Here is a 15,299-nt window from a genome sequence, read left to right as displayed (position 1 = left end):
CACGATTGCGGCGGGCCGCCACTTCGGGGAACAGTTGGAAGCGCTGGATCGTTTATTCACGGTGGCAGACGGCCTGACCCTGGAAGCGTCCCGTTGTGCCGTATTCCTGCTGGGCTGGTTCTACCCCGGCGAGGTGGGTGGCATCGACCTTTCACTGGTGGCCTGGAAAGTCTCGCCAACCGTTGCCGCCGACATGGCCCTGGTCTTTCAACTGATGGTGCAACTGCAACAGCGTGGCGCCGGCGTCGCCCAGCTCGGAATCGAAGCCCGGGCCCGGGCCCTGCTGGCCGTCTGGTTCCCCGAAGTCCTCGGCCTTTCCCCCCGGCCTCCGGCCGGCACTGAACTGAAGGCCTTTCGTCGCCGGCACGACCTCACTGCGCAAGCCTGCGCCGAACTGATCAGGGTACCGACCGCCCTCTACAAGGAATGGGAACAGGATTGCCAATCGATCCCGATGACGCTGTGGATCGAGCTGCGCACCCTGATGGGCGAGCGCCGCCAACGCTCCGCGCCACGCGGGGCTGCCGTGGAACGGGCGATGCCGGGGCGCTTCGCCTGACGCGGTACCCCGCTACCGCCCCAAGACTGTCGCGTTGTCATCCACTGGCCACTTTCCCTTATCAAGGATTGTGGCCTCATGACCTCGCTGGAGACCTCACTTCAACAATATCGAAACACGGCACGCGCGCTGTTCGCCACGCGACCGAGCCTGGCGTCGGTCGCGCAGTCGCTGGTTCAGGCGGCGCTGGACCGGCACGCGCCGAAGCTCGGCATCAAAGGCCAACCTGTCCTCGCGCCAACCCTCTGGCTGGGAGAATTGCAGCGGGACGCCACCTACCGCTATACCGGCCTGTCCGAACTGCTGCTGCGCCGCTTCAGCCAGGGCGCAAGCCCGCGCTACGACGACCCCGATTCCAAGCTGGTGAGCCGCGCGCCGGGCTCATCCGAGGATATCCCCCTGCCGGCGCTGGACCTGAAGCGACTGGGCGCAACGCTCGACGGCTACGGCGATGCCCTGCTCGAAGTGTTCAAGACCCGCCTGGTCGAGTTCTGGAACGAACCGGTACCCGAGTGGGCCGGCAAGGTGCCGGGGTCGGATGCCTGGGTGCCAGGTTGGGACCGCCACTCGCCGCGGGTGCCCAGCCGTTGCGCGGCGCTGTCCAACCTGCTGTTCGTGTCGATGTACGGTGCCGGGCAATTGCCCAACAGCCTGGCGTTGCAGGCCAGCCAGTTGCTGCCCAAGGCGCTGGTCAGCGAAGAGCAGGCCCTGCGTGACAGCCTGCTGGGCCGCAACGTCCTGAAAGCCTATCTGCCGCATGTCGGCGCCCCGCAGGCGCGCGCCGGTATCACGCCGGTCGCGGTGGTGTTCGCCCGCCAGCAGCCCGCGCAAACCTTCGTGTACCTGCTGCTGCGTCCGGGTCACGACGTGCGGCGCCTGCAAGACCTCAATGAGCTGTGGGGGCTATTGCCCGGGCAGTTGCCGGACTTCGGAAGGCTCGAGCTGATCGCCTCGCAACTCAATGTCTTCGACAACCTCGCCGGGGCGCTGCTGGAGAATCAGTTGCGGACCCTGGAGCACCTGCCACGGAACCTGGCCGATGGGACTGGCGAATCCTGGATGACGCGTGTCGAGCGGGCGCTCGACCCCGGGAACTGGTTCGCCCCGCCAGCCCCCGAGCCGCTCTCCCCTCTGCAACGGCGGGTGCGCGAGGCGGCCCCGCTGTGGCTGCTCAACGCAACGGCGGCACAGCAGCGCGACTATGCCGGACGGTTGTCGGACCTGGTCACGGCGCTGGAAAAATCGGCGTCGCACAACCTGCTCGACGACGTGTCATCCCTCTCACAATACAGCCGGCAGGCACTCGCGCAGACCATGGCACGACGGCACCCGCAAATGCCGCAGATCCGCATGCAGGACATCCAGCTCACGCTGGAGAAGTACCTGCGCAAACCGTTAGCGCCGGATGTGCAGGGTGAATTCGAGGAGGTCCGGCTGACACTGCCGGAACTGGCCCTGGAAAATCTCGACGACTTTCGTTTCGGTGGAACGAAGATGCTCATCCAACTTGCCGACAATGGCCCACTGCCGGAGTGGATGACGGCCGACTACCTGGTGGAACTGGTCACTGACGTGGATATCGGTGCCCGTTATCCTGCCTACCTGCGCCACAGGCTGCTGGACGACACCCACTATGCCACGTTCCGCCGACTGCGTTTCTTCCGCCAGATCCATGCGCAACTGCCGCTGGTGGCCCTGGAACTCCAGTTGCGGGCCGAACAGGGAATGACCGCCAAGGGCTATCGCCTGGTCAGCGCGATGCTGAGTTTCGACGCCAATGAGCGACAGGTCGACGGTCGACCGGTCGTACTTCGCCCCCTGGCCTTCAAGACCAGCGCCGATGCCAGGCCGGACAAGGTCGCGGGCATGTTCCTCATCGAATACCGGGACCTCACCCAGGGCCCCCACCTGCTCTACCGACCGCTGTTCGACCCGCCCCTGAGCGAGCATGCCAGCCGACAGGCACTCCTCGACGCGATCGGCCAGCCCGGTGCCCTGCAGGACAACGTGCTGGCCTGGCTCCCGGCCAACCGAACCGCGGTATATGCCCACGGCGGTTTCCGCGAGCCACATCTGGGCTCGGTATTGCCCGGTGACGAGGCCGCGCCCCTGCCACCGCCCCCGCCGCCGGCAACCCTGGACAGCGAGGAAGTCACCGGGGACTATGTCCAGCACCTGTTCCAGGCCTGCATCGATGCCGTGATCCGGCAGGCCGACCTGCAACTGCTGTCGAACGCGGAAAAACGCTGGGCACGTCTGAAAGACAGTGGCTGGCAGTTGTTCAGCTCATGGCTGATGTTCGCCAGCGGCCCGCTGACCCAGGCCGGCTGGTTGATCCTGCTCTACCGCGGCGTTCGCCAGGATCTCGCGGCGCTGCAGGGCGATGAGGAGGAGGCCCGGGCCCAGGCCTGGGCCGATCTGTTGAGCAACCTGGCAGCCGTGCTGTTGCATGAGGTGGCGGCAGATCGACCAGAGCCTGCCCATCCCCCCTCACCCGCGCCAGCGCCCACGCCCCTGGCGTTCGAGGGGGAAGTCGCGCTCGAACGGATCAACGGGCCAACCGACGTCGACGGCGGCTGGCAGCCGCCTTTCGACCTGTCCTGGTCGAGCCCACGCGGAGCCTTGTCGACGGCCTCCGGCAAGGTGCTGGAGAAGTTCACCGTCAGGACCTTCGATACCCCCCCACGGCTCGAAAGCCTCGGATCGGTCTCCACCAGCGGAGCGAGCAAAGGGCTGGTGCACCTCGACCGGGCCGGCACCAAGGGCTGGCATGCACTGATCGACAATGCGCTCTACCAGGTCGCATGGAGCGATGAGGGAACCCGCCTGGTTGACGCCTCGGGAACCCCGGGGCCGTTCCTGATGCGTGATGGGCAGGGACGCTGGCAACTGGATCTGCGCCTACGCCTGCGTGGCGGCAGCGGCCGTGAAACCGTGCAGGCACGCCTGCAACGCAAGCTGCTCGACCGCGCCAGCGTGCTGCATGGGCAAGTGACCCAGGCGGCGGGCCGGGTCAGTCGCTTGTTCAACGAGGCCGAAGCCCTAAACAGACGACTGGAAGCCATGAGCGAAGACCGCGACGCGAGGAATTTCACCCACCGTCAACGCAGCGACAAGCGCCGTGAATACCTGGACAAGCTGGTCGAGCTGCAGGCCGCGCTGGAAGAAAAACTTCGCCTGATCAGGGCATTCAACGACAATCGCCAGGTGGTGCCGCAGCCGCAGGCACTGGCCGCGACCCTGGTCGACAACGTACGCACCTGCCGCAGGCTGTTGAACGTCTCCCTGGCGGTGGGACGCGAGGGCAGCCTGACGGCCCTGCAGATTGGCGAAATGCTTGCCGGTGACACGGCGACCCACTACGACCAGGTCATCGCCAACCTGAAGAACAATGCCGATCTCACCGACCGGCAGATCGCCTGGAGCACCCGCGAGCATGCCGCGCTCGACGAGCTGCGCGCGCTGCCGGAAATCGGGCCGGCAGAAGCCGCCGCCCTGGAACGGGAAGTGACACAGCCCTTCACTCCACTGGACTGGCAGGCGGTGCAACTGCCGACCCTGCTGGCCTTGACCACGGACGAACTGCCGGCACAGATCACCCTGCAACTGGACGATCAGGTCTTCGCCGCGATCAAGGAAAGCGCCGAACAGACCAAGTACGTGACCAACACCATCAACCGCCTGAGTGCCGAAGACTCCCGCCAGGATCGTATCGACGCCTTGCAGACGGCGATCGGGCGCTACGACGAAACCCTCGACCTGCTGAAATTCCTGCAGGGCCGCATGCCGGATCAGCAACTGCGCGAATACGCCACTCGTCTGTCGACACTATTGGGGCAGCTACGGGAACGGGCACTGAACAGCCTTTCCGGGCTATGGGACGACACCACGCAAGCCGTGGCAGCACCGGCCCCCAAGCCGGGGCCATCGGCCGGCAACGGCAGGAAAAAGTTCATCCGCACCCGCAATCGGGAGGTATTCGTCGGCCAGGTGCGTGAGCCCCCCGCCGGGCAGGAGGATGAAATCGTCGAGATCACCGACCCGAACGGGCGGCTGGTGTCGGCCTTCAAGGAGAACCGCGACGATGCCCAGAACAGTTTCTGGGAGGAAGTGAAGACGATACCGGCGCCCGCCCCGCCAGCTCGGCAGAAGATGGGCCTGGCCCGGCTCATGACCCAGGCCCGCGCCGGACGCGAAGGCGTACAGGCCCTGATTCGCCAGGTGATGGCACTGACCGGCACCAGCAAGGAACCCCAGAGCCTGCAGGAACTGCTGGAACACAAGGCACGGAAACTGACGACCCTGGCAGACGATATCCAGGAGGTACTGACCGAGGGCAGCGCCAGGCCGGACCAGGTAAAAGCCGCCGAAAACCTGCGCGACGACCTGCGCCAGGACGCCGCGCTGTTGGTCAGCGAGGGGCGCACGGCCCGTATCGCCGCGATCAAGAAGAACCTGCCGCAACTGACGCGCCTGCAATATCTCAAGGAACAGGACCAGGTCGACATTCACCGGGCCGGAGGGCGGCAGGCGCTGCGGCGGGATGACTTCCTGCAGGAGTACGTGATCAGCCACAAGGACGGCCGGCCGCTGTGGTACGCGCACTTTCATTACCCGAGTGCCACCACAGCGGACAGCGAGTTCACCAGCGCACATATCAAGACCCTCGCACAACGTCGAGTGGGCGCCCGCGCCCAGGCGGCGGCGCGGGAACAGGCCGCCACGAGGATTCAGGCCGGGCAAGGCGGCAGGGCGCAACTGACGCTGGAAATCCATCGGGGCGAGATTCTCAATCGGGGCGTGGCTCAGGCGTTGTTTTTCAATGCGACCGAGCCGGACAAGGTGGGTTGAGCGTTTCGGTTGGTGCCGGATCGAGAGCAGTTCCGACGCACCTGGCCAGAGACGAAATCAGACACAGCAGTGCCTGAAAACATCCTGAAGCGGGCCGATGAGTGTCTTTTCGATCGAGGTCCGTCTCTATTGATAGACTCTCTGCCACTTCACCATTTGGAGATCACCGTGCTTCGTACGTTTGAACGCTGGCTCGACCCCTTCCCGCCCGACGAGGTGCCACCGCCGCCCATGGGCCTGCTGCGGTTTCTCTGGGCCTGCACCCGCGGTGCCCGTGGCTACGTCCTCGCACTGGCGCTGCTCAGCGCCGGTGTGTCGATCTACGAAGCCTGGCTGTTTTCCTTTCTCGGCCAGGTGGTCGACCTGCTCGCCGACTGGAAGGCCGGCGGTGCCGCCAGCGACGGAGAAAGCCGCGTGCTGTGGGGCATCGGCATCGTGCTGCTGACCAGCATCGGCCTGGTGGCGCTGCGCACCCTGGTTCAGCACCAGGTCCTGGCGATCAATCTGCCGTTGCGACTGCGCTGGGACTTCCACCGCCTGATGCTGCGGCAAAGCCTCTCGTTCTTTTCCGACGAGTTCTCCGGCCGGGTCACCACCAAGGTGATGCAGACGGCACTGGCGGTACGCGAAGTGCTGTTCACCGTCATCGAGATCCTCCCCGGTATCGGCGTGTACTTCATTGCCATCATCGCCCTGGCCGGCGGCTTCGCCCTGAAACTGATGCTGCCGTTCGTGGCCTGGGTCGCCCTGTTCGGGCTGGCCATGCTGTACTTCGTGCCGCGCCTGGGACAAGTCGGCCAGGAACAGGCCCACGCACGCTCGTCCATGACCGGGCGGGTCTCGGACGCCTACACCAACATCACCACCGTGAAACTGTTCTCGCACTCCAAGCGTGAAGCCCAGTTCGCCCGCGCGGCGATGGAAGACTTCAAGGACACCGGCTTTCGCCAGATGCGCCTGGTCAGCCAGTTCGAGATCGTCAATCAGGCGCTGGTGGTCGGCCTGATCCTGGGCGCCGGGGGTTATGCCCTGTGGCTGTGGCACCAGGGCGAGATCGGCACCGGTGCCGTGGCCGCGATCACCGCCATGGCCTTGCGGGTCAATGGCATGTCGCACTGGATCATGTGGCAGATGACCTCGCTGTTCGAAAACATCGGCACCGTGCAGGATGGCATGGCCACCCTCACCCGCGGCCCCAAGGTGCAGGACGCACCGGACGCCGGCGAGCTGGTGACCACGGGCGGCGCGGTGACCTTCGACAACGTCAGCTTCAACTACAACGGTGAACGACAGGTGCTCGATGGCCTGAGCCTGCAGATCCGCCCGGGCGAAAAGATCGGCCTGGTGGGCCGCTCCGGTGCCGGCAAGTCCACGCTGATCAACCTGCTGCTGCGCTTCTACGACGTGGACCGCGGCGAGATCCGCATCGATGGGCAGAACATCGCCCAAGTCACCCAGGACAGTCTGCGCAGTTCGATTGGCATGGTCACCCAGGACACCTCCCTGCTGCACCGCTCCATCCGCGACAACATCGCCTACGGTCGTCCCGAGGCGAGCGAGGCGCAAATCCGCGCCGCCGCGGCGAATGCCCAGGCCGATGGTTTCATCAGCCAACTGAGCGACCGCCAGGGCCATACCGGCTACGACACGTTGGTGGGCGAGCGTGGCATCAAGCTGTCGGGCGGGCAGCGCCAGCGCATCGCCATTGCCCGGGTAATGCTCAAGAACGCGCCGATCCTGCTGCTCGACGAGGCCACCAGTGCCCTGGACTCGGAAGTGGAAGTCGCCATCCAGGAAAGTCTCGACGAGATGATGGAGGGCAAGACCGTCATCGCCATCGCCCATCGGCTGTCCACCATCGCGGCCATGGACCGGCTCATCGTCATGGATGACGGACGCATCATCGAACAGGGCACCCACAGCGAACTGCTGGAAAAAAATGGCACCTATGCCCGCCTGTGGCAGCACCAGAGTGGTGGATTCCTCGGCGAGGACCTGGGAGTGGTGGAAGCGCTGGAGTAGCGGGAAACAGGCGCCACGCATTGCGGATCCCGTTTGAAAAGGCCCCGAACAGGCTATGTGGAGGGCCTTTTCTCTGTCGCTTGGCGAAGTCCCGGTCTAGCGGGAAGCAGCCTGACCGCCGCTCCCCAAAGCAGCCAGGGCGCCATGCAGTGAAGCCTGCTCGGCGTTCCGGTAAAGCTGCAACTCATCCAGCGTCTGCCGGCCCAGCGCGCGCTGGAAGGCGTCGCGGTTGGCCAGTTCCGCGTAGTGCGCCTGGGCGTTTTCGCCGAGGTTGGACTGGAAGATCCCGGCGGCACTGACCGGCAGGAAGTCTTCGTAGACCAGCGGCTCATAGGCCAGGTCACCACTGGCCAGCAGCGCCTCGACGTCCCGGGACGCTTCGCGGGACGCCAGCCCCTTGTCGGTCGCCCGGTAGCGGAAGAACGCCAGTTGCTCGCGACGCAGGGTCTCGTAGTCATCCGGGAAGGCCTTGAACACATCGGCCAGCAGCTCGCCGTAGCGCTGCGCATTGGCCTCCGAGGGGAATCCGCCCAATGCCTCGCGGGCCTCACCGAGCAAGGCGTCATACAGCGCACGACCTTTCGGGGTCAGGGCCACGCCACGCTGTTCGATCTCGCCGAAACGCGCCGAGTGGCTGCCCTGCTCCACGCCCTGGGGGCCGACGAAATCGATGGCCTCGTTGAGGGCCTTGAAGCTGGTCTGGCGCAACAGGATCGGGCAGTGGCGCCGTGGAGGTCCCTCGATCACCGCCTTGGGCGTGATGCCACGGCCAGGCATGTCGGCCTGGACCTGGTCGATGTCCAGGGTACGCGGCGTCAGGTGATTGATGTGCGGGCCCTTGAACGCGACGATGTCGGCGATCAGCCGGTGGGCGCCGTCCAGGCGCTGGTAGTCGGCCAGGCTGACGGTGGCCTGGCCATGCCAGCGGAAGGTCTCCAGCGCCTGGGCCACGAACTCGCCGGCCGCCGCTTGATCGAGGCCACCGTCGCGCTCGGCCTGGTCGATCAGTTCCAGCACGCGCGGGGTAAAGATCTGCCGCGCCGCCAGGGTGCGCTCGGCAAAGGCCCGCAGTTCGCTGTCCTTGATCAGCTCCAGGCGCAACAACGAGGTGAACACCCGGAACGGGCTGGCGCGCAGGGCGCTTTCGTCCACCGCGCGAAAGGCCGTGGAATGCACCGGCACGCCAGCCGGCGTCAGGTCGTAATAACCCACCGGCTGCATGCCCATGACCGCGAACAGCCGGCCCATGGTCGCCAGTTCCATGGCCGTGCCGACGCGGATTGCGCCGTGGCGCTCCAGGTCCAGCCGCTCCAGCTCGCCGGTATGCGCCAGCGCCCGTGCCACGGCCGGCTGCGCCGCCAGGGTACGTCGGTTGGTGTCGGCCACCAGTTGCATCAGGTCGCCATACAACGGTACCTCATCCTGGTACATGGCGCTCATGGCCCGGGAAAAGTCGGCACGAATACGATCAGGCGAAACAAAAGTGCTCATCAGGCAGGTCTCCGCTCAGGCCAGTTGCGCCAGGCATTGTTCGAGGATGTTCAGGCCTTCTTCCAGAACGGCCGGTTCGGTGGTCAACGGTGGCAGCAGGCGGATGATATGCCGAGCCTTGCCGCTCGGCATCAGCAACAGCCCAGCCTCCCGGGCACTGGCCAGCACCGCGGCCAGATGCTGCGGCGCCGGGTTGCCATTGGCATCGACCAGTTCCAGGCCGCGCATCGCGCCGACACCGGTCAGGCGCCCGACGCAGGCAAAGCGTTCTTTCCAGGCGGCGTGATAGCGGACGATCGCGGCACCTTGGGCCTGCCCCCAGCGCGCCAGGTTGGCATCGGTCATCTGCCCCAGCGTCGCCAGGCCGGCAGCGCAGGCCAGCGGGTTGCCGGAATAGGTGCCGCCCAGCCCGCCTTTGGGCAAGGCGTCGAGCAGCTCACGGCGGCCGACCACGGCGCCCAGCGGCACACCACCGGCCATGCTCTTGCCGAGCAGCAGCAGGTCCGGCTCGATACCGAGCCGGGTAAAGGCAAAGCGCTCGCCGGTACGGCCAAAGCCCGACTGCACTTCATCGATCACCAGCACGATGCCATGCCGATCGCAGAACGCCCGCAGCGACTGGGCAAAGCCCGCCTCCAGCGCGAGGAACCCGCCCTCGCCCTGCACCGCCTCAATGAAGATCGCGCCAATGTCCTCGACGGCGATTTCCACGCTGACCAGACGCTCCAGCGCCTTGAGCGCCTGATCAGCGGTGACCCCGGTGTCGACACTGGGATACGGCAGGTGAAACACCGGCCCCGGCAGGCTGCCGACTCTCTGCTTGTACGGCGCCACCTTGCCGTTGAGGTTCAGGGTCGCCAGGGTACGGCCATGAAAGCCGCCATCAAAGGCGACCACGCCGCTGCGACCGGTCGCCCCACGGACAATCTTCAGCGCGTTTTCCGCCGCTTCCGCCCCGCTGTTGGTGAGCATGCCGGAGAGCGCATAGCTGACTGGCACGAACGCGGCCAGGGCACGCATGTAGACACCGTACTGGTCGTGAGGCACGGCGTTGAACGCCGCGTGGGTCATACGCCCGGCCTGTTCGCGAATGGCGGCGACCACCGCCGCGTTGCAGTGCCCGAGGTTGAGCACGCCGATGCCGCCGATGAAGTCTATGTAGCGCTTGCCGGTGGTGTCCCAGACGTGTGCGTTGTGCCCGTGGGTCAGTTCCACGGGGTGAACGATATTGATCGACTGGCTGATGCAATCCTGATTCATGGCCTGCTGCCGTTGCTGGTGAAAGTGCTTCCATTCAAGCGAGCAGGTGCCGGCAAGACAAACGATAAATAGTCGCGGGTTCATTCCTTTCATTCATGAACTCGATGCATCACAGCCAAAACCCCGGCGCCTCACTCTTTTATAGAGAGGCTGACCGACATAATCAGTCCTCACCCCACGGGGGTTTACCCCTTTGAATTCCTAAAAAGAATGATATTTGGAATTTTGCTCGTTTGTTCGGCCAGGCTTTCGGCGCTGATACTGACCCACGTCAATTGTTCCTGTCGCAATGCCAAAGGAGTCCGAATCATGATCAGTCAACTGCTGCAGCGCCTGGGGGTTCCCGCCCACGCTTATGGCGAAGGCAACTACGCGGTCCATACCCCCATCGACGGCAGCCGTATCGGCTCGGTCAAGCTTGAGGATCGCGAACAGGTCCTGGCGCGCATCGCCACTGCCCAGCGTGCCTTCGAGGCCTGGCGCAAGGTGCCGGCGCCGCGCCGTGGCGAGCTGGTGCGGGTGTTCGGCGAAGTGCTGCGCGAGCACAAGGCCGATCTCGGCGAGCTGGTGTCCATCGAGGCCGGCAAGATCACCCAGGAAGGCCTGGGCGAAGTGCAGGAGATGATCGACATCTGCGACTTCGCCGTCGGCCTGTCGCGCCAGTTGTACGGCCTGACCATCGCCTCCGAGCGCCCTGGCCACCACATGCGTGAAACCTGGCATCCGCTGGGTGTGGTCGGGGTGATCAGCGCCTTCAACTTCCCGGTCGCCGTCTGGGCCTGGAACACCGCCCTGGCGCTGGTGTGCGGCAACGCGGTGATCTGGAAACCTTCGGAAAAGACCCCGCTGACCGCCCTGGCCAGCCAGGCGCTGTTCGAAAAGGCCCTGGCCCGTTTCGGCGAAGCCCCTGAAGGCCTCGCGCAACTGATCATCGGCGATCGCCAGGCCGGCGAGGTGCTGGTCGACGACAGCCGCGTCGCCCTGGTCAGCGCCACCGGCAGCACCCGCATGGGTCGCGAAGTGGGCCCACGGGTCGCCGCGCGTTTCGGCCGCAGCATCCTCGAACTGGGCGGCAACAACGCCATGATCCTGGCGCCGAGCGCCGATCTGGACCTGGCCGTGCGCGCCGTGCTGTTCAGCGCCGTCGGTACCGCCGGCCAGCGTTGCACCACCCTGCGCCGGCTGTTCGTGCACAACTCGGTCAAGGCCGAGGTCATTGCCCGGGTCAAGTCCGCCTACGGCAAGGTGCGTATCGGCGATCCACGGGAAGGCAACCTGATCGGCCCGCTGATCGACCAGCAGAGCTTCAACGCCATGCAGAACGCCCTGGCCCAGGCCCGCGACGAAGGCGGCCAGGTGTTCGGCGGTGAACGCCAGCTCGCCGACCGCTACCCGAACGCCTACTACGTCAGCCCGGCGCTGGTGGAGATGCCGGGCCAGTCCGCCGTGGTGCGCCACGAGACCTTCGCGCCGATCCTTTACGTCATCGGCTACGACGATTTCGAAGAGGCGCTGCGCTTGAACAACGAAGTGCCCCAGGGCCTGTCATCGTGCATCTTCACCACCGACGTGCGTGAGGCCGAAGCCTTCCAGAGCGCGAGCGGCAGCGACTGCGGCATCGCCAACGTCAACATCGGTACCAGTGGTGCGGAAATCGGCGGCGCGTTCGGCGGCGAGAAGGAAACCGGCGGCGGTCGCGAATCCGGCTCCGATGCCTGGAAAGGCTACATGCGCCGACAGACCAACACCGTGAACTACTCCCGCGAACTGCCGCTGGCCCAAGGCATCGTGTTCGACTGACCGCTATCCGGGGTCGCCGCAAACCGATGACCCTGTCTTTTCCATGGCGTTGAAACCGGGAGTCGCTTCGATGCCGCAACTGCAAAAGGCTTGTCTATGGGAACTGGCCACTCCACAACGTCCCTACCATACCCCGCTGGCCGGTGAGCATGACGCTGACGTGTGCATCGTCGGTGCCGGTTTCACCGGGCTTTCGGCGGCGCTGAGGCTGCTCGAGGCGGGTCGCTCGGTGTGCATCGTCGAAGCCCACCAGGTCGGCCACGGTGGTTCCGGGCGTAACGTCGGGCTGGTCAACGCCGGCACCTGGGTGCCGCCGGATGACGTGGAAAAGGTGCTCGGCAAGGCGGCGGGAGACACCCTCAACCGCGCCCTGGGCGGCGCTCCGGCGCTGGTGTTCGAGCACATCGACCGCTACGCAATCGACTGCCAGGACACCCGCACCGGCACCCTGCATATGGCCCACAACGCCGCCGGGCTCGCTGACCTGCGCAACCGCGTCGAACAATGGCAACGCCGCGGCGCGAAGCTGGAACTGCTGACCGGCCGCGACTGCGCCGATGCCTGCGGCACCGACAAGGTTTCGGGTGCGCTGCTCGACCATCGTGCCGGTACCGTCAACCCGATGGCCTATGCCTCGGGCCTGGCGCTGGCGGCGGCGCAACGTGGTGCACGGATTCATGGCGACTCACCGGTGACCGGCCTGGCCCGCACCGAAGACGGCTGGCGCGTCAGCACCGCCAGGGGCTCGGTGCGCGCCGGCAAGGTCATCATTGCCTCCAACGCCTACACCGAAGGCGAATGGGCCGAGGTAAGCAAACACTTCTACGCCGGTTACTACTATCAGGTGGCCTCGACGCCGCTGTCCGGCCCCGAGGCCGACCAGGTACTCAAGGGCGGACAAGGCAGCTGGGACACACGTACCGTGCTGTCGAGCATCCGCCGGGACGCCGAGGGTCGCCTGCTGCTGGGCAGCCTGGGCAATGCGGCGAACTACCCGCTGTGGTTCATCCGCAACTGGGCCGATCGCATCGCCAGCCACTACTTCCCGCAGTTGGGCAGGATCGACTGGCAGTGCACCTGGACCGGCCGCATCGGTTTCACCCCCGACCACCTGCTGCGCCTGTTCGAACCGGCGCCGGGCCTGGTCGCCGCCACTGGCTACAACGGCCGCGGCGTGACCACCGGCACCCTGGTCGGCAAATCCCTGGCCGAATACCTGCTGGGCGAAGACAGGCAAGCCCTGCCCATGCCCTTTTCAAAGGCCAACCCGGTCAGCGCCCGAGGACTGCGCAGCGCCGCCTACGACACCGGCTTCGGCCTGTACCACGCGGGCCAGTGCCTGCGCGTCGTACTGTAACTCCCTACGTCGTCCCTGCCAGACAACAACAAAACCATGACTGCACTTTCTACCGAAAGCATTCGCTAAAACAGGACACGATCACCATGGCTCTACCCACACTCGCAGCGCGCCTTGCGCTGGCGCCTCGAACACGCAGACGGACCGGACACAGGCCGTATAACGCCTGACGCTCCGCTCGCCCCCGGCAGGACCGCCCGATGGACCTGCCGCACGCCTACTTCCTGTACATGAGGGTCTGCAATGGCTTCACATGCTCCTGAGCGCACGCTCAAAAAAGGCCTGTCCGCGCGGCAGGTTTCGATGATCTCGATTGCCGGCATCATTGGTGCCGGCCTGTTCATCGGCTCGTCCAAGGCCATCGCCACGGCGGGGCCGGCCATTCTGCTGTCCTACGCGATGACCGGCCTGCTGGTGCTGCTGGTGATGCGCATGCTCGCCGAGATGGCCATCTCCAACCCGGACAGCGGTTCGTTCTCCACCTATGCCAGCGAGGCCATCGGCCCGTGGGCAGGCTTCACCATCGGCTGGCTGTACTGGTGGTTCTGGGTGCTGATCATCCCGGTGGAAGCGATTGCCGGCGCCGACATCCTGCACGCCTGGCTGCCGATGATGCCGTCATGGGCCTACGCCCTGCTGATCATGGTGGTGCTGGCCGGTACCAACCTGGTCAGCGTCAGCAACTTCGGCGCCTTCGAGTACTGGTTCGCGCTGGTCAAGATCATCGGCATCGTCGGCTTCATCGTGGTCGCCACGTTGGCCGTCTGCGGCGTCTTCCCGCTGGCACCACAGGTGTCGGGCATCGGCCAGATCTTTTCCAACGGCGGTTTCATGCCCCATGGCTTCGGTGCCGTGCTGGGCGGCGTGCTGATCACCATTTTTTCGTTCTTCGGCGCGGAAATCGTCACCATCGCCGCCGACGAAACCGAGAACCCGCAGGCGAAGATCCGTCGTGCCACCAACCTGGTGGTGTACCGTATCGCCCTGTTCTACCTGTGCTCGATCTTCTTCGTGGTCGCCCTGGTGGCCTGGAACGATCCGCGCCTGGTGGAGGTGGGCTCGTTCCAGCGCGCGCTGGAAGTGATCAACGTGCCAGGCGCCAAGCTGATGGTCGACATCGTGGTCTTCATCGCCGTGACCAGTTGCATGAACTCCGGGCTCTACACCGCCTCGCGCATGGTCTACTCGCTGTCCAGCCGCGGTGACGGCCCTGCCGCCGTGCGCTACATCTCGCGCCGTGGCGTGCCGGTGGTGGCCGTGAGCATCTCGACCCTGGCCGGCTTCGTCGGCTGCGGCATCAACTTCCTGTTCCCCGGTCAGGTGTTCGGCTTCCTGCTCTCCACCACCGGCGCCATCGCCCTGCTGGTGTACCTGGTGATCGCTGTCTCGCAACTGCGCATGCGCCGTCGCGCCGACCGCGAGGGACGCCAGCTGGAACTGCGCATGTGGCTGTTCCCGTGGCTGACCTGGCTGGTGATCGGGCTGATCGCATTGGTGCTGGGCTATATGCTGTTCAGCGAGTCATATCGCTACGAGACGCTGATGACCGCGGCGGTGGCCGGGGCGATGCTGATCACCGGACTGCTGCGCCAACGCCCGGGACCCGCATTGCAAGCCGTGAAGCATCACTGATTCATACCCGCCCCCACCGGCGGGCCTGGAGTGGCGTGAGCCCCGAGACTCACGTCACGCCAGGCGGCAAGCCCCCCCTCAGATTTTCTGCGTGAGGCTGCCCAGCATGTCGCTGGCGGTCTTGATGACCTTGGAATTCATCTCGTAGGCACGCTGGGTGGTGATCATGTGGACCATCTCCTCCACGGTGCTGACGTTGGAAGCCTCCAGTGTGCTCTGCTCGGTGGTTCCGAAACCGTTCAGGCCCGGGGTGCTGACCTGCGGCGCACCGCTGGCGGCGGTCTCCAGGAACAGGTTGCCACCGATGGCCTGCAGGCCGGCCGGGTT

The 15,299-nt window shown here is 65.6% G+C and carries 9 protein-coding genes; 6 read left to right on the top strand and 3 right to left on the bottom strand.

All coding sequences use genetic code 11. The features are described 5' to 3' along the window. The 3 genes from K675_RS31060 to K675_RS0119730 all read left to right on the top strand — a co-directional run. On the top strand, positions 1 to 559 hold a 559-nt coding region (locus K675_RS31060; protein ID WP_157383963.1), incomplete at its 5' end, for a DUF7673 family protein. A gap of 78 nt (positions 560 to 637) precedes the next feature. Continuing rightward, positions 638 to 5,410, top strand: a complete 4,773-nt coding sequence (locus K675_RS0119735; protein ID WP_017905206.1) for a hypothetical protein — start codon at positions 638 to 640, stop codon at positions 5,408 to 5,410. A 168-nt stretch (positions 5,411 to 5,578) separates the two neighbouring features. Next, a complete protein-coding gene (locus K675_RS0119730; RefSeq protein WP_026145365.1) occupies positions 5,579 to 7,432 on the top strand; it encodes an ABC transporter ATP-binding protein in 1,854 nt (617 codons plus the stop codon). Between the two features lie 96 nt (positions 7,433 to 7,528). Here K675_RS0119730 and hglS read toward each other — a convergent pair whose 3' ends face one another. Then, entirely contained in the window at positions 7,529 to 8,923 is a 1,395-nt protein-coding gene (gene hglS / locus K675_RS0119725; protein ID WP_026145364.1) for a 2-oxoadipate dioxygenase/decarboxylase HglS, read from the bottom strand. A gap of 15 nt (positions 8,924 to 8,938) precedes the next feature. Beyond that, the gene (locus K675_RS0119720) at positions 8,939 to 10,183 is read right to left on the bottom strand and encodes a 2-aminoadipate transaminase (RefSeq protein ID WP_017905203.1); all 1,245 of its coding nucleotides are present in this window, start codon (positions 10,181 to 10,183) and stop codon (positions 8,939 to 8,941) included. Positions 10,184 to 10,492: 309 nt separating this feature from the next. Between K675_RS0119720 and amaB the strand changes: the two genes are divergently transcribed. The 3 genes from amaB (at position 10,493) to K675_RS0119705 (ending at position 14,972) form a co-directional block, all read left to right on the top strand. Further along, entirely contained in the window at positions 10,493 to 11,983 is a 1,491-nt protein-coding gene (gene amaB, locus K675_RS0119715; protein WP_017905202.1) for an L-piperidine-6-carboxylate dehydrogenase, read from the top strand. Positions 11,984 to 12,053: 70 nt separating this feature from the next. Continuing rightward, on the top strand, positions 12,054 to 13,340 hold the full coding sequence (amaA, locus tag K675_RS0119710; protein WP_017905201.1) for an L-pipecolate oxidase: 1,287 nt from the start codon (positions 12,054 to 12,056) through the stop codon (positions 13,338 to 13,340). 243 nt (positions 13,341 to 13,583) lie between these two features. Then, entirely contained in the window at positions 13,584 to 14,972 is a 1,389-nt protein-coding gene (locus K675_RS0119705; protein ID WP_017905200.1) for an amino acid permease, read from the top strand. Between the two features lie 78 nt (positions 14,973 to 15,050). On the opposite strand, the gene K675_RS31055 is transcribed toward K675_RS0119705, so the two are convergent. Next, positions 15,051 to 15,299: flagellar hook-basal body complex protein (locus K675_RS31055; RefSeq protein WP_037006883.1), on the bottom strand; the 249-nt coding region annotated here is incomplete at its 5' end.

It is taken from the genome of Pseudomonas fuscovaginae SE-1, from assembly GCF_000364705.1.
In the GTDB taxonomy this organism is placed as follows: Bacteria; Pseudomonadota; Gammaproteobacteria; order Pseudomonadales; family Pseudomonadaceae; genus Aquipseudomonas; species Aquipseudomonas fuscovaginae_A.
This window is presented reverse-complemented; position numbering and strand designations above follow the sequence as displayed.

Excerpts from the sequence above, each read along its gene's own strand:
- K675_RS0119705 (WP_017905200.1), top strand. The coding sequence starts at position 13,584 with ATGGCTTCACATGCTCCTGAGCGCACGCTCAAAAAAGGCCTGTCCGCG.
- amaA (WP_017905201.1), top strand. The coding sequence starts at position 12,054 with ATGCCGCAACTGCAAAAGGCTTGTCTATGGGAACTGGCCACTCCACAA.
- amaB (WP_017905202.1), top strand. The coding sequence starts at position 10,493 with ATGATCAGTCAACTGCTGCAGCGCCTGGGGGTTCCCGCCCACGCTTAT.
- hglS (WP_026145364.1), bottom strand. The coding sequence starts at position 8,923 with ATGAGCACTTTTGTTTCGCCTGATCGTATTCGTGCCGACTTTTCCCGG.
- K675_RS0119735 (WP_017905206.1), top strand. The coding sequence starts at position 638 with ATGACCTCGCTGGAGACCTCACTTCAACAATATCGAAACACGGCACGC.
- K675_RS0119720 (WP_017905203.1), bottom strand. The coding sequence starts at position 10,183 with ATGAATCAGGATTGCATCAGCCAGTCGATCAATATCGTTCACCCCGTG.